General features: G+C 67.2%; 16 protein-coding genes and 3 pseudogenes. 14 read left to right on the forward strand and 5 right to left on the reverse strand.

Annotated elements, in window-relative coordinates; translation table 11 throughout:
* The first annotated feature begins 13 nt into the window (after nucleotides 1–13).
* A protein-coding gene (locus tag ACQ86J_RS08550; RefSeq protein ID WP_431272340.1) for an IS5 family transposase occupies nucleotides 14–780 on the forward strand; the annotation gives its coding sequence in 2 pieces (ribosomal slippage) (nucleotides 14–332 and nucleotides 332–780; 768 coding nt in all).
* A 340-nt stretch (nucleotides 781–1,120) separates the two neighbouring features.
* A complete protein-coding gene (locus ACQ86J_RS08555) occupies nucleotides 1,121–1,570 on the forward strand; it encodes a response regulator (RefSeq protein ID WP_431272341.1) in 450 nt (149 codons plus the stop codon).
* A gap of 110 nt (nucleotides 1,571–1,680) precedes the next feature.
* Here the strand turns inward: ACQ86J_RS08555 and ACQ86J_RS08560 are convergent, their stop codons facing one another.
* Nucleotides 1,681–2,244, reverse strand: a complete 564-nt coding sequence (locus ACQ86J_RS08560) for a hypothetical protein (protein ID WP_431270779.1) — start codon at nucleotides 2,242–2,244, stop codon at nucleotides 1,681–1,683.
* 1,628 nt (nucleotides 2,245–3,872) lie between these two features.
* On the opposite strand from ACQ86J_RS08560, the gene ACQ86J_RS08565 reads away from it, so the two are divergent.
* The 5 genes and pseudogenes from ACQ86J_RS08565 to ACQ86J_RS08585 all read left to right on the forward strand — a co-directional run bounded on the left by ACQ86J_RS08565 (nucleotide 3,873) and on the right by ACQ86J_RS08585 (nucleotide 8,295).
* Nucleotides 3,873–4,061 carry a hypothetical protein gene (locus tag ACQ86J_RS08565; RefSeq protein ID WP_431270780.1) on the forward strand — a complete coding sequence of 63 codons (189 nt, stop codon included), beginning with the start codon at nucleotides 3,873–3,875 and terminating at the stop codon, nucleotides 4,059–4,061.
* Nucleotides 4,062–5,861: 1,800 nt separating this feature from the next.
* Nucleotides 5,862–6,314: pseudogene (locus tag ACQ86J_RS08570) on the forward strand (PDC sensor domain-containing protein); the annotation flags it as partial.
* Nucleotides 6,315–6,726: 412 nt separating this feature from the next.
* Nucleotides 6,727–7,275 (forward strand): PAS domain S-box protein, encoded by a 549-nt coding sequence (locus ACQ86J_RS08575; protein WP_431270781.1) that lies wholly within the window; start codon nucleotides 6,727–6,729, stop codon nucleotides 7,273–7,275.
* Nucleotides 7,200–7,445, forward strand: a complete 246-nt coding sequence (locus tag ACQ86J_RS08580) for a hypothetical protein (RefSeq protein WP_431272342.1) — start codon at nucleotides 7,200–7,202, stop codon at nucleotides 7,443–7,445. Before ACQ86J_RS08575 ends, ACQ86J_RS08580 begins: the two co-directional genes overlap by 76 nt.
* A 688-nt stretch (nucleotides 7,446–8,133) precedes the next feature.
* A complete protein-coding gene (locus tag ACQ86J_RS08585) occupies nucleotides 8,134–8,295 on the forward strand; it encodes a hypothetical protein (RefSeq protein ID WP_431270782.1) in 162 nt (53 codons plus the stop codon).
* 72 nt (nucleotides 8,296–8,367) lie between these two features.
* Here the strand turns inward: ACQ86J_RS08585 and ACQ86J_RS08590 are convergent, their stop codons facing one another.
* The 3 genes from ACQ86J_RS08590 to ACQ86J_RS08600 form a co-directional block, all read right to left on the reverse strand.
* Nucleotides 8,368–8,535 (reverse strand): hypothetical protein, encoded by a 168-nt coding sequence (locus tag ACQ86J_RS08590; RefSeq protein ID WP_431270783.1) that lies wholly within the window; start codon nucleotides 8,533–8,535, stop codon nucleotides 8,368–8,370.
* Nucleotides 8,536–8,574: 39 nt separating this feature from the next.
* Nucleotides 8,575–8,763 carry a hypothetical protein gene (locus tag ACQ86J_RS08595; RefSeq protein WP_431270784.1) on the reverse strand — a complete coding sequence of 63 codons (189 nt, stop codon included), beginning with the start codon at nucleotides 8,761–8,763 and terminating at the stop codon, nucleotides 8,575–8,577.
* Nucleotides 8,764–9,323: 560 nt separating this feature from the next.
* Nucleotides 9,324–9,704 carry a hypothetical protein gene (locus ACQ86J_RS08600; RefSeq protein WP_431270785.1) on the reverse strand — a complete coding sequence of 127 codons (381 nt, stop codon included), beginning with the start codon at nucleotides 9,702–9,704 and terminating at the stop codon, nucleotides 9,324–9,326.
* A gap of 356 nt (nucleotides 9,705–10,060) precedes the next feature.
* On the opposite strand from ACQ86J_RS08600, the gene ACQ86J_RS08605 reads away from it, so the two are divergent.
* The gene (locus ACQ86J_RS08605) at nucleotides 10,061–11,719 is read left to right on the forward strand and encodes an IS1595 family transposase (protein WP_431270786.1); all 1,659 of its coding nucleotides are present in this window, start codon (nucleotides 10,061–10,063) and stop codon (nucleotides 11,717–11,719) included.
* Nucleotides 11,720–11,780: 61 nt separating this feature from the next.
* Here ACQ86J_RS08605 and ACQ86J_RS08610 read toward each other — a convergent pair.
* Nucleotides 11,781–12,362, reverse strand: a pseudogene (locus ACQ86J_RS08610) (diacylglycerol kinase family protein); the annotation flags it as partial.
* A gap of 126 nt (nucleotides 12,363–12,488) precedes the next feature.
* On the opposite strand from ACQ86J_RS08610, the gene ACQ86J_RS08615 reads away from it, so the two are divergent.
* The 6 genes and pseudogenes from ACQ86J_RS08615 (at nucleotide 12,489) to ACQ86J_RS08640 (ending at nucleotide 18,012) form a co-directional block, all read left to right on the forward strand.
* On the forward strand, nucleotides 12,489–13,424 hold the full coding sequence (locus ACQ86J_RS08615; RefSeq protein ID WP_431270787.1) for an NAD-dependent epimerase/dehydratase family protein: 936 nt from the start codon (nucleotides 12,489–12,491) through the stop codon (nucleotides 13,422–13,424).
* Nucleotides 13,421–14,100 (forward strand): annotated as a pseudogene (locus ACQ86J_RS08620) (MmgE/PrpD family protein); the annotation flags it as partial. The gene ACQ86J_RS08615 and the pseudogene ACQ86J_RS08620, both read left to right, overlap by 4 nt.
* Nucleotides 14,080–14,805 carry a hypothetical protein gene (locus tag ACQ86J_RS08625; RefSeq protein ID WP_431272343.1) on the forward strand — a complete coding sequence of 242 codons (726 nt, stop codon included), beginning with the start codon at nucleotides 14,080–14,082 and terminating at the stop codon, nucleotides 14,803–14,805. The pseudogene ACQ86J_RS08620 and the gene ACQ86J_RS08625, both read left to right, overlap by 21 nt.
* Nucleotides 14,806–14,990: 185 nt before the next feature.
* Nucleotides 14,991–15,764 (forward strand): Bug family tripartite tricarboxylate transporter substrate binding protein, encoded by a 774-nt coding sequence (locus ACQ86J_RS08630; protein ID WP_431270788.1) that lies wholly within the window; start codon nucleotides 14,991–14,993, stop codon nucleotides 15,762–15,764.
* 45 nt (nucleotides 15,765–15,809) lie between these two features.
* Nucleotides 15,810–16,562 carry a GntR family transcriptional regulator gene (locus ACQ86J_RS08635; RefSeq protein WP_431270789.1) on the forward strand — a complete coding sequence of 251 codons (753 nt, stop codon included), beginning with the start codon at nucleotides 15,810–15,812 and terminating at the stop codon, nucleotides 16,560–16,562.
* 79 nt (nucleotides 16,563–16,641) lie between these two features.
* Nucleotides 16,642–18,012: an LLM class flavin-dependent oxidoreductase gene (locus ACQ86J_RS08640; RefSeq protein WP_431270790.1), complete on the forward strand. Its 1,371-nt coding sequence runs from the start codon at nucleotides 16,642–16,644 to the stop codon at nucleotides 18,010–18,012.

Genomic DNA, 18,012 nt, shown 5'->3' on the forward strand with positions numbered 1-18,012 from the left:
TCCCGGATGGGCTCTGACAGATGAGCAATGGGCTGTGCTGGAGCCGCTGGTGGAGGCGTGCCGCCCGCACGCGAAGGTCCCGCCGAGCAACCTGCGGCGGACACTCTCGGCCATCATCGGGCGGCACACGAACGGGGCGAAGTGGCGCGCCGTGCCTGAGGCGTTCGGGCCGTGGTGGATGGCGGCGCAGACCTTCATTCGCTGGTCGCGCCTTGGCGTGTGGGAGCGACTGCTCGCCGTGGCGCAGGCACGCGGCGTCGAACTCGGCATGGCCTTCCTCGACGGCACCTCGATCCGCGCTCACCAGAAGGCGGCAGGGGCGGCCAAAAAGCCGACACTTCGGCGCAGCGGGGCGCAGGTGAGGCGCTTGGCCGTTCTCGCGGCGGCTATGGCACCAAGGCCTGCGTGATCGCCGACGGGACAGGCCGCGCGGTTGCCTTTGCTCTTGCACCCGGCCAGGCGCACGAACTGCCCCATGCCATCCTGCTGCTCGCGCGCCTTCCCGGCGTGCCGGTCTGGGTAGTGGCCGACCGAGGCTACAGCAGCCGCGCCTTCCGCCAGCACCTCTGGGACCTCGGGGCGCGGCCCGCCATCCCGCCGAAGATCAACGAGGTGACCGTCGCCTGCCCGGCGCCCGTCTACGTCAACCGCAACCGCGTCGAGCGCCTCTGGGCGAGGCTGAAAGAGTGGCGCGCCGTCGCCACCCGCTACGAGAAGACCGCCGCATCCTTCCTCGGCGTGCTCTGCCTCGCCGCCACCGCCGACTGGCTCAGGCGCTAACGGGGCCTAGGCCACCCGCAGGCCGGAGTGCTGCCAGCCGACGCATTGCCTCAGACATCTGTCTGAAGCATGCCGGCGCTGGAAGCGGCTTTGTACCCCGCTGGTTGTCATGCCGGAACGTGGAGGCTGGCGTGTATACCCTCCGTCCCATCACCTGTTTGATGTCATTGTTGTCACTGGCAGATGATGGGATTTCGACACGAGTTTGCGAGTTGTGTCTCCCATGGCAAGAAGGGACTTGGAGTTGCATGCAGAGGCATGTGCAGATCGGGGCTGTCGCGCGGAGCATTCAATGATGCCACTCCGGATTCTAGTCGCCGAAGATGAGGCACTGGTCGCCATGTCTCTACTCGATCTACTCGAAGCGGACGGGCACGAGGTTGGATTGGCCTTTGACGGCGTCGCGGCGCTGGCGGCGGCCCGTCGCCTGGGCCCGGCTCTCGACGTCCTCGTCACCGATCTGAATATGCCGCACCTCGGCGGCGAAGCGCTGATCCAAGACCTGCGTGCTGAGCGGCCCGGCCTGCCCATTGTGGTGGTCACCGGGTCGCCGCCACCCGGCGGGGCGGAGGCGCTGCAAAAGGGTGGCGGCGGCCATGGTTCGCCTCGTCCTATTGCAGAAGCCGGTGGACTACCAAGCCCTCCTGACGGCGCTGCGCGAGGTAAGGCACACGGCTTCGCAAGCGGCCGCCGAATAGGCGCGGCGGGGATGCCGCATGTGGGTAGCCAGAGTTGGCGTGTGGCGAACGCCGGGCCGCGCGGCGGGGCGCCAAACTGGACTGGTGGTTGACGCAAGTGACGTCGAGGGAGCAGGGTCGAGTATCGCGGCTGACAGTGCCCCTCAGCGATCAAAGGCAGGCGGTTCGGAACTTGCCTTCTGCCAAGCTGCGACGCTGAGTTCTAACCCCACGCCCGGAAGGCCGCCGCCCATCGCTGGCCGATCTGCTTCAAGGCAGCGCAGGCCCGACCGAATAATGAGACTTCGCCCCAACCCATGAATCGGGCCTGCCACGCTGGCAAGGCTTTAGGCTGAACGTTGGACGTTGGTCGAGCTTCCAGCGCTGGCGTTTCTTTGGCTCGCTTAGGCAGCGCCGATGCAGCCCGCGCTGTGTCTTGCGCCTGCCAGAGAGCTTCGACCAACCTCTGCATTTCCGCGGCATGCTGAACGCGTAGGCGCTCAATGTCTGCGGCATGCACCTCCTTCGCGTCATGGAGCGCCTGGGTCAGTCGGGCCATCTCGGCCGCCTGCGCGTCGTGGTTCAGGGTAGCAGAGCCTTGCCCTTGATCCTGGGCATGGATGCCCTGCAGCCGCGGAGTCACGACGGTGTCAGGCGGCGGCGCCGGATGGGTCTGTCCGGCTGCCTCTATCTTATCCGCATGAATTGCTGTGAGCACCAGCGATGGGACGCACTCGTCGGCTGGCGGCAGGCGTAGCGGATGGGCGGCGCTGGTCTCCCCGCCCATCAGCGATCAGGGTTTGGCGGGTTGAACAGTCCCAGCTGGGCGAAGGCGCGGGTGTTTGGCGCTATGCCGTTCATGCGCGAACTTAGGCCATCAGAGCTTAACGGTGTGTTGCGCCGAAATGTCCCAATCCCGAACCCCGGGCGTCAGGCGCATGCGCAGGCGAACCTGCAAGAGCCGCACGGAGCGCCGGGATCGGTGGACAGGCCCGCGTTATGCCATGTCCACTGCTCGTGCTTAGCCCTTCGCGAGCCGCGATGAAGACTTCCGTGCAGGGCAAAGCAAAACGAGTTAGTGGAAAGACCCTACGCCCCCTGAAAGCGACAACGGTGCCGGTCGAGACCAGCAGGCCGTAATAGGCGTCGCGGCGCGTTCATTCCCCTGCCGACAAGCTGCCAGCAGGGGGCGTGAAACGCGTGAGCAATATGGTCGGCCTGACAGAATCGCTCAGAGACTCTGGTCGGCAAGGGCTGCGCCCCCGGCTTGACCTCACCGTCCAGTCGGGCCGCCGACTTCCCCTCGGCGGTAGATCCCGTATAAGTGTATACGATGAGCCTCGCAACACGAAATTTTGCCTTGATTTGGAATTTTGTACGGAAGTTGCGAAGCTGCTTTATCGACTGCTCACCTCGCGTCGGGCAGCGCTCCTGGCTGCTATTGCCTCACCCCTGAGACATTTTGTTCGGCGATGCCCCTCAAATCCTTCGGTCATGGAACCGAATCTGATGCGACGCAGAGAGGATGATTTGATATACAGAAAAATATCTCAATGATTGAATATGTCTCAGAATGCGAACTGTTTGTGATGCGCCGAGATATCGAAGCGCATCATATGTCGTGACCTGGCCCTCCCGTTCCCGCTACCGCAGTGCCTCACCCCTGATGACTGCAGAAATCTGCATTGCTTCGCGGCAGCGTTTACAAATGCGCGGATCGACAACCTCATCGGTCGTGACTGTCCTGAGATCGCCCTCGTTGCGTCTGCCGGACGCCAGCTGACCCAGTCGTAACGGAAGCCGCGTGCACATTCGAAAGCGGCAGGGGGCCAGAACCTCGCACCAAAGACGCCCATGGACGACATCCTCGCCGCTTCAGAGATTGGCCCGCTCGACGGTTTCATGACAGGCGTTCCGGACTGCTGTGCCGATTACCCGTTCCGTGGCGGAGAGTAGCTGAGAGCGGGGCTGAACTATCTGCCGTCGCGCATCTCCACTGGTCGACTGAGCCATCGCTCAATCCTGCCCACGACCTGCGAGCCGCGTGACTGTGGCTCACCAGCGGCCAAGGCCAGCAGGTCGGCCGGCAACGGCTCGGAAAGGGCTGCACCGAAGGACTGATGCAGCGCTTGGCGCAACCATGCATCGAGCGGAGTGTCGTCCGCTGTTGGTGCAGTCCGTTCCAACGCATGCATCCGTGACTACCTGACGCTTTAAACCATCGAAAAGAAGCCGCCCGTGCTGCAATACGAGCCACTTGCCGCTGCCACACGGGTCGAACCGGATGAAGCCGAACCGAGCGCGCCGCGTCACCTGACAAACCGATGAGTTGATGTTGAATCGAATGATTTTCTCGAAACAGCAAATGGGCCGGGCGGCTGATTTGGCGACAGGCTCGTTGAGACCGGACGCAACGTGGACTTCCTGGTGCGGGCTCGATGCGCCGGGCATAACGCGCGCCTTGGGCTGCGCATCGATAGCTCGCACGGCGATGCCGACCTCAACCCGCGCACAGCCGCGTCGGGCAACCTGGATCGCCGACGTGATCGGGGCGACGTCACGGAGAGTCGCACAGACCGGGCGAAGAACAAGGAGCGCATTTGATCTCCAGAGGGCGAAGACCCGCCGCGGCCGCCATCCCGCCCAGGCACTAAAGCTTGGAAGCGATGTCTGTGCGCTCGGCAGTGAACGCTGGCCCCACCCATTTACCGCGCGCCGGGTGAAGCCGCTGCTGAGGATGTCGTAGATGCGGCGCCAACAAAGCTCTCTTCCGTCATTCGCGCAGGCAAGCCGGTGCAGCGCGGCGCGAAGTTCACTCACCCCGACCGGCAATCTCGTCGAGATACCTTTCACGTGGCCAACACCGCGATAGGTAGGAGCCTAGATCGCGCTTCATGTCCTTTGCAGCTTGGTAGGTCGTCATTCCAGCGTAGAGCTTGCGCGCGGCATGAATGGCCGCGTCGCGTGTAACGCGTGATCGACCAGTTGGGCTCTTCTTCGCTGCGAGAAGTTGGCTTCCGCTGCCCGTCGGCGAGCCATAAGCAGCGAATGCTACATCGAACCGTTCCCGTTGCGGCATCTGACACCTGCCAAATCTCCACCGCTCAAAACAGACGTCACACGTTCTGGTTGCATCTTGGCCTCGGCCACAACTGCACGGGCTTCGGGTCTCATCGTAGCCGAGGCTAAGCGCGACAGGCACTCGGGGCCGTCGAGGGCAGTGATCACCGCTCGGCGTAACGTGACAGCCGGCATCTCTCCCACGTGAGACACCGGCCCGGTCGTGTCGGCCCACAACTCACAGCAACCCACGGCTAATTTATTGAAGCAAAAGCCCACTTTTCTGGATACTGCACCGAGCGAATGTTGGCCGTCCTCCCCCCCAGGGTTGCCGCTTCGTCGCTTGGACACCCCCAGTCCGGAACCTAAAACATGCCCCTCGATGCTCTCCCCGTCCCAGGGTACAGCCGCCGGCATCTTCCGCCCGCTGTACCAAGCCTAGACCAGGCCGAACGCGACGCTGCGGTCCATTTCGCTGTCTTGCTGCGTCAGCAACTGGTAGACCGATCAACGTCCGACCATGCCCTTATCCTGGTGGTCAAAATGACCGCCGACCTGAAGGGTAGCTCGGTTCGCCTAATTCCTGCGGGCACTGCGACGGACACGCTGAGCGCGGGCGAGACGGCGCTGGCCTGGGTCGTCCAGGGGTTCCGCAATCGGAGGCGAAGCGACGTGCTCTCGCTGTGCGACTGGCCTCAGCCGCAGCCGTTGCGTGGCGGCAGCACTGCCAGATCGAGCGTCTTGGCTTCCTGAACGTCTGACCGCTTGCATAAGCGCCATGGACGACGGAGGCGGCAGAAAGCTGACTCCGATTCGCCACGCCTGAGGATCGCTCCCAACCCGGTGCCAGTTCAGAGGCCGGATCAACCAACAGGGGCGATGGGCTGGGTGACTTGTGCAGACGGATCGGTGCGCGCGGGCAGACCGGAATAGAGGACACCGGCAAGTCCGGTCGCAAATGCTCCGGAACCGCATCATCGCTTGCAATGATTAGCTCGCCGATAGATGATCTGGCATACAATGCAATCATTGAAAAATGGCTTGCCTGCAGTCTCTTGGAAGCGGTCCAGACTAGGCGGCCTTCGGGCGCACATCGTCGCACTCGTGGCTGCATCCCTCCTCCCAGTCTTTGCAGTCGGCGGCATCGCAGTCTGGGCGGCGGTCGACAGCTATCGCCAAGCCTTCGACGACCGGCTTGCAGGCACCGTCAAGGCGCTTGCGAGCGCCGTCGATACGGAGATTGCCTCCCACACGCTCGCGCTCTCCACTCTGGCCACCGCCCGCGACCTCGGCCCCGGAGGCGATCTGGCCTCGTTCCACGAGCGAGCGCGACAAGTCGCTGCCATGCTCGGCACCCGCATCTATTTGGTGGCGCCGAACGGCTCCTTGCTGCTGCACACAACTTTCCCAGCCGATGCCGACTATGGTGACCGGCAGCAAAGCGGATCAATCGACTTGGTGCGGCAGGTCGTCGAAACCCGCCTCCCAGCCATCGGCAACCTCCTGAGCGGTCGAGTGACCGGCCGGTGGGTCGCGCCGGTCTACGTCCCGGTCATCAGGAATGGGCAGGTCTACGGCATTCTCGGTACAGCCTTGGAGGCCGACCGCATCTCACGGATGCTGGCCGGGCAGACCTTCCGCGACGGCGGCTATGCATCGCTCGTTGATGGGAAAGGGCGGATCGTGGCCCGTTCCACCGATGCCGAGCGGTACGTCGGCCAGACAGTGCGAGGATGGGTGACAGATGGCGCTCAGGAGGGAGAGGCCGGCACACTGCGTGGCCCGAACCGCAATGAAGTCGAGATCGTCACGGCGTTCCGACGCATTCCCGGCGCGCCAGGGTGGTTCGTCACCGTCGCCGAACCGTTGTCCACCTACCATGCGAGCCTACGCGGCCCGCTCGCCATGCTGGCGATCGGCGGCATGGGCGCGGTGGTCCTGGCGCTCGGCGTCGCAGTCTGGATCGGCCGGCGGGTACTCCGGCCGGTCGATTGGCTGACGCGGAAGGCGGAGCGCGTCGTGTCGACTGGCGGCGCCGCCGAGATCATGCCCGTTGGGCCTCCAGTGCGCGTGCAGGAGTTCGAGCGCCTGCGTGCTGCGGTGTTGCAGGCGCATGTCGCGCTCCGCGAAAGGGCGCAGGCCGTAGCGGTTGGAGAAGCGCGGCTTCGCGCCGTCCTGGACACCGCAGCGGACGCGATCGTCGTGACGGATGAGGGCGGGACGATGCTCTCCTCTCAACCGCGCCGCCGAAGCAATCTTTGGCTACGCCGGCTCAGAGGCCGTCGGCCAGAACGTGGCGATGCTCATTTGTACCCACGGCTCTCTCCAGCAAGACGCCAGCCTCGCGGGCTACTTGCAGACCAGCGAGAGGACGCCAACCGGCGTTGGGCGCGAAGTTGAGGGTAAGCGCCAAGATGCCACTATGCTGCCGCTTGACCTTTCAATCGCCGATTGGCGGGATGCCACGGGCGAGCGGTTCTTCACCCTGATCATGCGCGACATCTCCGCCCGAAAGGCGACGGAGGCGCGACAAGACGTCCTCGTGCGTGAGGTGGACCACCGGGCGAAGAACATCCTGGCCGTTGTGCAGTCGGTCTTGCGCCTCACTCCGCGGGACCAGCCGGGGGCCTTTGCGGCGGCCGAAACACGCGCGTCGCCGGCCTCGCCCGCGTCCACTCGCTCCTGGCGGAAAGTGGCTGGTCAGGTGCCGACCTGCGCGCCGTCGTCGAGCGGGAGTTGGCTGCCTACAGCGCGGTAGGCGACGGCACGGAAGCCGGCCTGGCGGTGTCCATCGACGGGCCTGCGGTCGCCCTCGCCCCGACAGCGGTGCAGCCGCTCGCCATGGTGCTGCACGAGTTGGCCACCAATGCAGCGAAGCACGGGGGCTTTCCGCTCCCGATGGGAAGGTCCAGGTGCGTTGGACGATAGGCCGCAGGGCGGGTGAAGACGGGCTCCTGCGCCTGCTTTGGACTGAAAGCGGTGGGCCTCCCATCGCTGATACGCCGGCTCGTCGGGGGTTTGGCACACGGGTGGTTGACACCACGGTACGCGGCCAGCTTGGCGGAACGGTGGAGCGGCGCTGGGAGCCAACCGGCCTCGCCGTCAAGATCACGGTACCGGTGGCGCGAGTCTTGGCCGGCGCCGAAGCATCCACGGCGACCACCACAACTTCAGAGAGGCGTGCGAGCGCCGCTTGAGCACCATAGAGTCGCGGCTAGGATCGCTGGGTAAAGTCGGCACGCGTCGATGATTGCCGGCAGCTATTCTGGTGGCCTAGCTGGTCTCGAACTCAGGGAGCACCGCCTCGGGGGTCACATCCTCTTTGATCACGTCAATCTCGGGGTCAGCATCCGTCTGCACCCCCGACCCGCTCCGCCAGAATGGTGACGAGCTCCACCGTCTTGGTCAGTTCGTGCTTGGTAAGCAGGCTTACGCGCAGGTCTAGGTCAGCCCACTTGTCCACGGTTCGCTGCCCTTACCGCTGCGACTTGGCCGATGCGAGAGAGCATCGGCGACATTCTTGCCAACCCAGGCGGACGGGATCCGGTGTTTGCGCGATTTGCCAAATAGCCGGGCGCTGGCCGCAGCATGCGGGGATGAACCCCGCCCAGCAATCATGAACATCGCCATCAGGTTCGTGACGAAGGTGGTGTCGCCGTTCACCGCTCCGATGCTCCGCGACTTCGAGCGGCGTGCCCCGACGGAGGGTGAGCACGTGTTGGGCGACATGGAGAAGCGAGCGGAGAAGCTGAGCGTCCACACGCTCTCCTTCGGCTAGCACGGTGTCATGCCGGCGCCTATGAGGCCCGCCGCTTGCGAGAGGCCGCGGCAGCCTAGCACCCGTATGAGATCACTGGCTCGACGGGCAGGACTTCGCCAGCCAGATGCGCTTTGCCTCGGTCCACAGATCGGCCTTGGCGCGATCGCGGCCAGCATCAATCGATCCTGCATGCTGGGCATCGAGATTGACCAGGACCGAGTTGGGTCGTTCAATCATGCCAACGATGCCCTCGGCCATTGGGCAAGCCGCTGCCTGCCGCCGCGCGACGATGTCGGCCTACCGCGCCTCGATGTCGGCGAGGTCCAGCACGAGGCATTCCGCCTCGAATGTCTCGGCAAGAGAGGTCAAGGCTTCCAGCCGCTCCCCTACGGGGGTGCCACGATCCGGCTCTAAGGCGACAAGGCGGCGGATTTCGCCAAGCGCCTGCTCGTATTCGGCTTTGGTCACGACCTGGGCGATCAGCATGGGAGTCCATCCATCGGCAAAGCAGTGGCTTACAAGACGTCCCTCTACCAAAAGTAGAAAATATACGCTCTGATTTTCTGCATTGCGGCGCAACCGCAGCGGCCCGTGTGCTTTCCGTGCATCACCGCGCGGGGCGGGGCCGAGATGCTTCACCAGTATCGTGCATCGGGAGGGAAGCGAGCACGGGAGGTCTGACCGGCAAGGTCGCCATCGTGACTGGGGCAGCCTCACAGGCGGCGAAGGGCAGCGGTGTCGGTCAGAGTGGCCGGTAGGCCGTCGAATATCTGCCGGCCAGCGCGCGGCCAATGGCGCGGCCTCTGCCCTGGATCAAGGCACGCGTATGGGCAGGATAATGCCAGCTTCCTCAATGCTCACGCCGCCCGCACCGGCGGCATCGCCGTCCGTCTGCCACGGCACCCCCGGGGTCAGCAGCGTGATCCGCGATGCTGCGGTATTCGGTAGCAAGCGCCACCAAACAAAGCCTAAGCTGCTGCCTTTGAAGGGATTTTAGGCTTTCCGATTTCGAAGCTGACGTCGTCAGCGGAGTTCTATGCGGCTGGTCAGTCCACGCGATGCTGCTCCGGGTTCTGTATGCCGAGTTCTCGGGCCTTCGTGTCGAACGCCTTCTCGTAAACCAAGGTGGCCTGGCTCTTCACGTCTCCGTCCTTGAAACGGCGCCCCGTGTCGGCGAGCAGATGGCTGTTCGGGTGGGTCTGCTTGAACGTCCCCACCACCGCCCTGAGGCCCGCGACGTCAGCCTGCTGGACCGCCATTTGCGTGGTCAGCGCCGCTATTCGGGCCTTGAGCGCCGCATTCTCGGCCGCCTGCTGGTCCACCACTCCGTTCAAATAGTGGATGTTGGCGTTCGCCTGGGTAAGCGCGGCCTTGGCGTCGCGCGCCTCCAGGGCGGCTCCAAAGGCCAAGCCAAGTTCAACACTCATCTCATTCTCCTCCCGGCTACGAACCGGGCCTTTCCTTGTCTAGTTCAGAGAAGCACCCCAAACGGCGTCAACCATAGAGCGCATACCTTTTCGGCGGAACGACGATCCGCCCGCCCACGCCCCTGCGATCGACAAATCGGCCCGGGTGCGGTATGAGGCTGTCATGACCCGGACGATACGCAGCCCTCGCTGACCTTTCTGACCTCGCTACCGCGAGGCCATCAGCCTGCTTGCCCGTCCGGAGCCCCCCATGGTTGCCATCGCCCGCCTCGCCGCCCGCCTCGTGAGCACAATGCCCGGGGGCTGGGAAATACCGCCCAGCCTGCCCCGTGGCCGCTGGGCGGGGGTGTTGAGCCGTGGCGCAGCACTTCCTGCTCTCCGCCGCCTCCCGCCCGCTGCCTGTGGCCAAGGTGCTGCGGATGCACGAGGACACGGCCTACGCCGAGTTTCGCCGTGCCCGCTGGCCGGGGACGGACGGCAAGCCTGACCACTGCCCGCGCTGCGGCGTGGTTGGCGCCGGGGTGAGGTTCTATGAAACCGCCCGGCGGCGCTTCCGCTGCTCCGCCTGCCGGGGCGACTTCACCGTCACCTCCGGCACGGCCTTCGCCTCCCACAAGCTATCCTTCCGCCAGATGCTCGGGGCCATCGCGCTGGCCGCCAGCGCCGCCAAGAACGAGGCAGCGCTGCTGCTGACGCGCCAGCTTGGGGTGCAGTGGAAGACCGCTTTCGTGCTCCTGACCAAGCTGCGCGAGGCCATTGCGGTGGAGCGGCGCGACCTCGTGCTGGAGGACACGGTCGAAATCGACGGCTGCTACATCGGCGGCCACCGCCGGAAGGAGAACAAGAAGGCCGAGCGGAAGGACGCGCGGAAGCCGGAGAACCAGACGGGCAAGCGTCGCTGCGTCATCACGCTCCGCCAGCGCAGCGGCCGCATCGTCACCGCCGTCACCACGGTCGAGAGCAAGGAAGTGGCCATCGGCCTGGCCCGGCAGCACGTCGCGCGCGGCGCTCGCATCCTGACCGACGCGCATGCCGCCTACGGCGACCTCGGCGCTATCTGGCGGCACACCCAGGTCGACCACGACAAGCACTACCAGGACGAGGACGGGAACAACACGAACTTGGCCGAGGGCTTCCATCTCCGCATCAAGCGCGCCGAAAAGGGCACGCACCACCGTATGGCGGGGAAGTACCTCGACTGGTACGTGGCGGAACTCGCCTGGCGGGAGGACTTCCGCCGCAAGGACAACGGCTGGCTCACCCGCGACCTGCTGCGCCGGGCGCTGGCGCACCCGGTCTCCCGCTGGATGAAGGGCTACTGGCAGGGCAATCACCCGCCGGGCGAGTTCCTCTGGCGCCCGGCGGGGCCTCAGCTCCGCCGCCGTGTAGGTCTGGCGGCCTTCGGCGTCGGCGGTGCCGTTCACCAGCACGCCGCGGGCCTTCAGGCCGCTCAGCAGGGCGCTGACCCGTTTCTCGAAGCCGCGGCGGACTTCGTAGGTGCCGAGGTCCAAGCCCTTCCGTTCGGCCAAGTCGCGGGCGATGCCGTGCGCGCTGACCGGCCCGGCGGCCGTGCGGATGGCCTTCCAGCGCATCGCGCTGGAACTCGCCCTTGCTGTAGAGGCCGTCCAGGCTGGACGCGCCCTTCTGGCGCTTCCTGGTGGGTGCCGTGGTCGCAGCACTTGCCTGCGCTGGGTCGAGGATGGCGACGGCGCGCTCAAGCGCGGCGATGTCGGCTGCCAGCGCCTCTGCACGGCGCAGCAGCGCCGCCCGCTCGGCGGCGAGTTCGGCGCCCTTGGCGCGCAGGGCGGCGACGGCTTCGGCAGACATCCAGCACCCCTCAAATGGCGTGCTCAGTCTACCTCGATCTCAGCCTTCGTTCTGGTGGCGTTTGCTACCGAATACCGCGATGCTGGGTGCAGCGTCATGCCAGGAAGTCTCGGCAGGAGATCGAAAGGCAGGGCGAGGCCGGCGAGCATGGCCCGGCACATCCCCGGTCCTGGAACAGCGCCACCTGAAAGCCGGGCGCGTCCGGCTGTCGAGGATGCCCTGCGCCACTTCGGCGATCGTGCCGTCGCCACCGGCGGCGGCGAGAAGCATTGCCTTGTTGCACGCCGCCCTGCGAGCCAGTGCCTCGGCATCGCCGGGTGCGTGCGTCTCGAGCACGGTCGGAGCCACCCGGTGTTGGGCGAGGGCTGCCAGAACGGCCCGCAATCGCCCACGGCGAGCGTTGCCCGCAGTCGGATTGACGACGATGATCATCCACGGGCGTTGCTGACACGCGTGCATGGCATGTGGATGTCTGCTTGGCGCCTCCATGATGACTCTTGCGGGATGCCATCGGTGATGGCGCCGAGTCATGAATGGTTCACGCCCGGCGAAGCCGACCTGCGCCACATGCTGCAGCAAAGCAGCACGCGAGATCCGGCCCCAGGCGGCGCCGCGGTCCCCACGGCATCTACCACCATCCGCCGCGCCTGCCGCGCCGCCCGGCCACCTCGTCGTGCCGATCGGGCCCACCGGTGCCAGGCCAGACGACCCGGCAAAGGCCGAAGCTGCCGTCGCGCGCGACCATCGCCCCACCCGCCGAAGCCCGGCAGGCTCAGCTGCATACAGGCGTGTGCGGCTGCGTTGACAGCCGCCGCCGCACCATGGAAGCATGGTCTGCAAGAGGCCGCCGAGCCAATCGGGCGGCGCGGGAGGATGCAGATGACGTCAACCGTCGCCGGGAAGGCCTACCTTGTCACCGGTGGGGCCAGTCTCATCGGTTCGCATATCGCTGACCGATTGCTGGACCAGGGCGCTGCGGAGGTCCGTCTGCTGGATAATTTCGCCCTCGGCACGCCGGAGACCATCGCCCATCTCGTCGGCGACCCGCGCATCCGCCTGGTGCGGGGCGACATCCTACGGCTGAACGAGTTGATCGACGCGACCGCCGGCGCGGACGCCATCTTCGCCCTGGCCGGCTTCCTAACCCTGCCCTTCTCGCAGAACCCGCCGCTCGGCCTCGCGGTGAACACCACCGGCGTGGTGAACACGCTGGAGGCGGCGCGGATCGCCGGCGCGCGCCACGTCGTCTTCGCCTCCTCCGTCGCCGCCTATGGCAATACCGCAGCCGAGGTGCTGGACGAGGAATGCCCCACCACCATGGCCAGCGTCTCCCCCGCCGCCGCGGTCTACGGCACGACCAAGCTGCTCGGCGAGCAACTCGGCCTGCTCTATGCCCAGCGGCACGGCATCGGGTTCAGCGGGATGCGCTTCTCCTCGGTCTATGGCGAACGCCAGCATGCCCGCGCGGTGAACGCCAATTTCATTGCCGAGACGCATGACCGCATCCGGCGCGGCGAAAGGCCGGTCATCGTCGGCGATGGGCAGGAGGTGCACGACTATGTCCACGTCACCGATGTCGCCGCCGGCTGCATCGCGGCCATGCTGCACGGCCGCGGCGGCCAGGTGCTCAACCTCTGCACCGGCGTCGACACCACCCATGCCATGCTGGTCGAGACGCTGCTGCTGGTCTGCGGCGCCAGCGGGCTGCAGCCGGAGTACCGCGCCGACAACCGCGCGGTGAAGTCGGCCGGCGGCACGCATCTCGGCTTTTCCCCGGAGAAGGCGCGGCGGGAAATCGGCTGGAAGGCGGCGGTCGACCTGCGCGCAGGCCTCGCCCGCTACATCGCCTGGCGCGATGTGCATGAGCCCGCTGGCAAGAGGATACCGGCATGACCCAGCCGACTGGCCACGCCGCGGACATCGCCGAATTTACCGCCGGCCTGCGCTATGCGGCGATCCCCGAGGCGGTGCGCGAGCGCGCCCGCATCCAGATGCTGGATGCCGTCGGCGTCGGCTTCGCCGCCAATGCCTTTCCCTTCGCCCCGAAGGCGATGGCCGGCATCGTGGCGCTTGGCGGCCCCGGCGACTGCACCGTCATCGGCCGCACGGAACGCCTGCCGCTGCGCGACGCCGCGCTGGCCAATGGCGTGCTGATGCACGGGCTCGACTTCGACGACACGCACCTCGCCAGCATCGTCCATGCCAGCGTTGCCACCCTGCCCTGCGCCCTGGCGCTCGGCGAGCATCTCGACGCCGATGGCGAGACGCTGATGGCGGCCTATGTCGCAGGAATGGAAGTCGCCATTCGGGTCGGCCTCGCCGCCCGAGGCGGCTTCCATCATGCCGGCTTTCATGGCACCGGCGTCATCGCACATTTCAGCAGCACGGTCGTCGCCGCCCGGCTGCTCGGGCTGGACGCGGCGCAGCTGGTCTCGGCGCAGGAATCGCCGCCAGCACCGCCGCCGGCGTCCAGGTCTTCCTTGAGGAAGGCGCCTGGACCAAGCGCTTCCATCCCGGCTGGGGCGCCGTCGCCGGCATCACCGCGGCGATGCTGGCGCGGCACGGCTTCATCGGCCCGACGCGGCCCTACGAGGGCAAGTTCGGCCTGTTCCAGTCGCATCTGCAGGCGCAACTGCCGCATGCCGACCTGACGCAGCTCTCGGCCGGGCTCGGCACCGACTGGAAGCTGGCCGAGACCGCCATCAAGCCCTACCCGGTCTGCCACTTCGCCCATGGCGCGGCGGACGCCGCCATCGCGCTGCATGCCGAAGGGCTGGATGTCGACGCCATCCGCAGCATCCGCATCCTGCTGCCGGCGCCGACCCTGCCCATCGTCGCCGAGCCGGTCGCCGCCAAGGCCCGGCCGCAGACCGAATACGCCGCCAAGTTCAGCGCCCCCTTCATCGTCGCCACCTGCCTGCGGCTTGGCCATTTCGGCTTGGCGGAGTTGCGGCCCGAGGCGATGGCGGATGAGCGCACCCTGACGCTCTGCGACCGCACCACCTGCGCGACCGACCCGGAGACCGGCTACCCCGACTACTTCTCCGGCGGCGTCGAGCTGGAGCTGCAGGACGGCCGCCAGCTGCGCCACCATGTGCGCGTCAATAGCGGCGCCGGCGAGCGCCAGCTCGACCGGACCGGGGCGCTGCGGAAATACGGCCTTGCGGCCGGGATGCACCTGGCACCCGACCGTGCCCAGGCGGCGGCGGAAGCGGTGCTGGCGATCGACCGGCACCCGGTGCGTGAGACCATGCGGCGCCTGGGGAGCAACTGAGATGATTCCGCGCATCCGCCGCCGCGCCGCCCTGGCACTGCCCGCGCTGCTCGCCGCCGGCCCGGCCCGGGCCGCCTGGCCGGACCGGCCGATCCGCATCGTCGTGCCCTTCCCGCCTGGCAGCGGCACCGAGCATCCTGGCCCGCCTGCTGGCCGAGCCCTTCGGCCGCGCCCTGGGCCAGTCCGTGGTGCTCGAGAACCGGCCCGGCGCCAATGGTGTGGTCGGCGCCGAGGTCGTGGCGAAGGCGCCCGCCGATGGCTACACGCTGCTGATGATGGGCACCTCGGTCGCCGCCATCAATCCGCACACGCTGCGCCGCCCGCCCTACGACCCGCTCCGCGACTTCGCGCCGATCGGCACCATCGCCGAGACGCCCTATGTGCTGGCGGTGCCGCCCGATGCGCCGGGCGAGGATTTCGCCGGCTGGCTGCGCGCCGCGCGCGGGCGCGATCTCGGTCTCGGCTACGGCAATGCCGGCGGCCAGATCATGGGTGCGATGCTGGCCGACATGGCCGGGCTGAAGCTGACCCTGGTGCCGTATCGCGGCAGCACGGAAGCGCTGACGGACGTCTCCACAGGTCGGCTCGACGTCACCTTCGCCGATTTCGGCATGGGGATGCAGCAGGCGGAAGCCGGGCGGATACGCGCCCTGGCGCAGAGCCTCGGCCACCCCTTCCCGCTGTCGCCGAACGTGCCGCCGATGGCGAACAGCCTGCCGGGTTTCGATGCCAGCGTCTGGTTCTCCATGGTCGCCCAGGCGGCGGTGCCGCCGCCGGTGCTGACGCAGCTCGAGGCGGCGCTGGGCCGGGTACTGACCGACCGAGACTTTGCGGCGAAGCTTACCGGCCATGGCCTGGCGCCGATGCGGATGACCGCCGCCGAGTTCGGGCTTTTCCTGCAGCGGCAGCTGGCGCTGTGGGGGCAGCGGGTGAAGCTCGCCGGCATCGAGCCGCAATGATCCTCCGCCATGACGCCCTGCCGTGATCCAGGCTAGGAGCCCGGCATGAGCACCGACGACCTGGCCGAGGATCTGGAGGGCCCCGCCTCCCGCGGGCGCAATCAATGGGCCTATGAGCGCCTGCACGAGGCGATCCGCGAGGGCGCGATCGAGCCGGGCCAGCGGGTGATGGAAACCGAGATCTCCGCTTGGCTGCGGGTCAGCCGCACCCCGGTGCGGGAGGCGCTGCGGCGGCTGCAGGCGGAAGGGCTGCTGGAACCACGCGGCGGGTGGTGGCCTCGCCGTCGTGGTCTACGACCTGCGGGCGATCGCCGAGTTCTACGCCATGCGGGATCGCTCGAAGGCACGGCGGCGGCGCTCGCGGCGCGCCATGCGGACGCGACCGAGCTCGGCATCCTGCGCGCCATTATGGACGGGATGCAGGCGCTGCCCGACGACCCGCGCGCCCACGCACGCGAGAACGAGGCCTTCCACGACCACATCTACCACGCGGCGCACAACCGCTTCCTGCTGAAGAGTCTGCGCGCGTTGCTGAACTTCGTGCCGCTGCTGGGCCGCACCACCTACAACGCGCCCGGCCGCGTCGCCACCGCGCTGGCCGAGCACCAGGCGATCGTCGCCGCCATCCTGGCGCGCGACGCGGCCCGGGCTGAGGAAGCTGCGCGGCTGCACATCCGCAACGCGCTGGAGAACCGCATGCTGGTGGTGACGGAGGATGTGCGCGCCGCCTCGCGCCGCCGCTCCGCCCGCCCGCTGCCGACCGGCCCGGCCGATCGCCGGACACGCGGGCCAGACTGACCGCGGATAGGCCCGTCGCTTGACTGCACGCCCGTGTATACACGACTATGCGTGACAGCAGATCCTTGGAGGAAACCCGATGGCCGCCAAGCCGCGCCAGATGACGATGATCGCCTTCCTGCAGGCGCAGAATTGCTCGAACCTGCCGGCCAGCTGGCGCCACCCGGCCTCCGCCACCGACTTCCTGACCCCCGACTACTACCAGCGCATCGGCCGCGTGCTGGAAGACGGCAAGTTCCACATGGCGTTCTTCGACGACCGCCTGGCGATGCCCGATATCTATTCGAATGATTACCGCAACACGGTCGAGAACGGCGTGCGCGCGGTGAAGATGGACCTGATCTCCATCGTCACCGCAATGGGCTGCGCGACGACGAAGCTCGGCCTCGGCGCCACCTACTCGACCACCTATTACGAGCCGTTCCACGTCGCCCGCACCTTCGCCACGCTGGACCTGATGACCCGCGGCCGCTCCGCCTGGAACATCGTCACCTCGCTGAACGACAGCGAGGCGCTGAACATGGGCAAGACCGAGCACCTGGAGCACGACCTGCGCTACGACCGGGCGGAGGAGTTCATGCAGGTGGTCATGGGCCACTGGGGCGCCTGGGACGACGACGCGCTGATCCTCGACAAGGCAAGCGGCCGCTTCGCCGACGGCGGCAAGGTGCACCGGCTGAACCATGAGGGCACCTACTTCAAGTCGCGCGGCCCCTTCTCCGTGCCGCGCTCGCCGCAGGGCCATCCGGTGCTGCTGCAGGCCGGGCAGTCCGGCCGGGGCCGGCAGTTCGCCGGGCGCTGGGCGGAGGTGGTCTTCGTCGTCTATCCCTCGCTCGCCGCCGGGCAGAAGCAATATGCGGAACTCAAGGCGGCCATCGCCGCCGAGGGCCGCGACCCCGACCAGGTGCATGTCGCCCCGGCCTGCTACGTCGTCTGCGGCGAGACCGAGGCGGTCGCCCGCGAGAAGAAGGCGATGCTGGACACCCTGCCCAGGCCGATCGACGGGCTGACCCTGCTCTCCGAGGTGCTGAACTACGACCTGGCGCGCAAGCCTTATGAGGAACCGCTGACCGACGACAAGCTGGCCTCGCTCTCCTGGCACGGCTTCCGCGACCGCGTCATCGCGCTGAGCGGCAAGCGCAACCCGAGCGTCGCCGACTTCGTGCATTTCTCCGGCCGCGGCACCATCAAGGAACACCATGCCTTCGTCGGCACGCCGAAGATGGTGGCCGACCAGATGGAGGAATGGTTCGCCGGCCGCGCCTGCGACGGCTTCGTCATGGCCGCCACCCACATGCCCGGTGCCTACGAGGATTTCGCCCGGCTGGTGGTGCCGGAGCTGCAGCGGCGCGGCCTGTTCCAGAGGGATTACAGCGGCAATACGTTGCGCGGGAATCTTGGCCTGCCGAAGCCGAGCGCCGCCGAGGCGCGCCGGCTGGCCGCGCGCTGA

The sequence above is a fragment of the Dankookia sp. P2 genome (genome assembly GCF_050632255.1).
Lineage (GTDB): Bacteria > Pseudomonadota > Alphaproteobacteria > Acetobacterales > Acetobacteraceae > Paracraurococcus.

Coding starts and splice junctions, on each gene's coding strand:
- ACQ86J_RS08555 (WP_431272341.1), top strand. CDS start 1,121: ATGTCTCTACTCGATCTACTCGAAGCGGACGGGCACGAGGTTGGATTG.
- ACQ86J_RS08560 (WP_431270779.1), bottom strand. CDS start 2,244: ATGGGCGGGGAGACCAGCGCCGCCCATCCGCTACGCCTGCCGCCAGCC.
- ACQ86J_RS08575 (WP_431270781.1), top strand. CDS start 6,727: ATGAGGGCGGGACGATGCTCTCCTCTCAACCGCGCCGCCGAAGCAATC.
- ACQ86J_RS08585 (WP_431270782.1), top strand. CDS start 8,134: ATGAACATCGCCATCAGGTTCGTGACGAAGGTGGTGTCGCCGTTCACC.
- ACQ86J_RS08590 (WP_431270783.1), bottom strand. CDS start 8,535: ATGGCCGAGGGCATCGTTGGCATGATTGAACGACCCAACTCGGTCCTG.
- ACQ86J_RS08595 (WP_431270784.1), bottom strand. CDS start 8,763: ATGCTGATCGCCCAGGTCGTGACCAAAGCCGAATACGAGCAGGCGCTT.
- ACQ86J_RS08600 (WP_431270785.1), bottom strand. CDS start 9,704: ATGAGTGTTGAACTTGGCTTGGCCTTTGGAGCCGCCCTGGAGGCGCGC.
- ACQ86J_RS08625 (WP_431272343.1), top strand. CDS start 14,080: ATGCTGGCGCGGCACGGCTTCATCGGCCCGACGCGGCCCTACGAGGGC.
- ACQ86J_RS08635 (WP_431270789.1), top strand. CDS start 15,810: ATGAGCACCGACGACCTGGCCGAGGATCTGGAGGGCCCCGCCTCCCGC.
- ACQ86J_RS08640 (WP_431270790.1), top strand. CDS start 16,642: ATGGCCGCCAAGCCGCGCCAGATGACGATGATCGCCTTCCTGCAGGCG.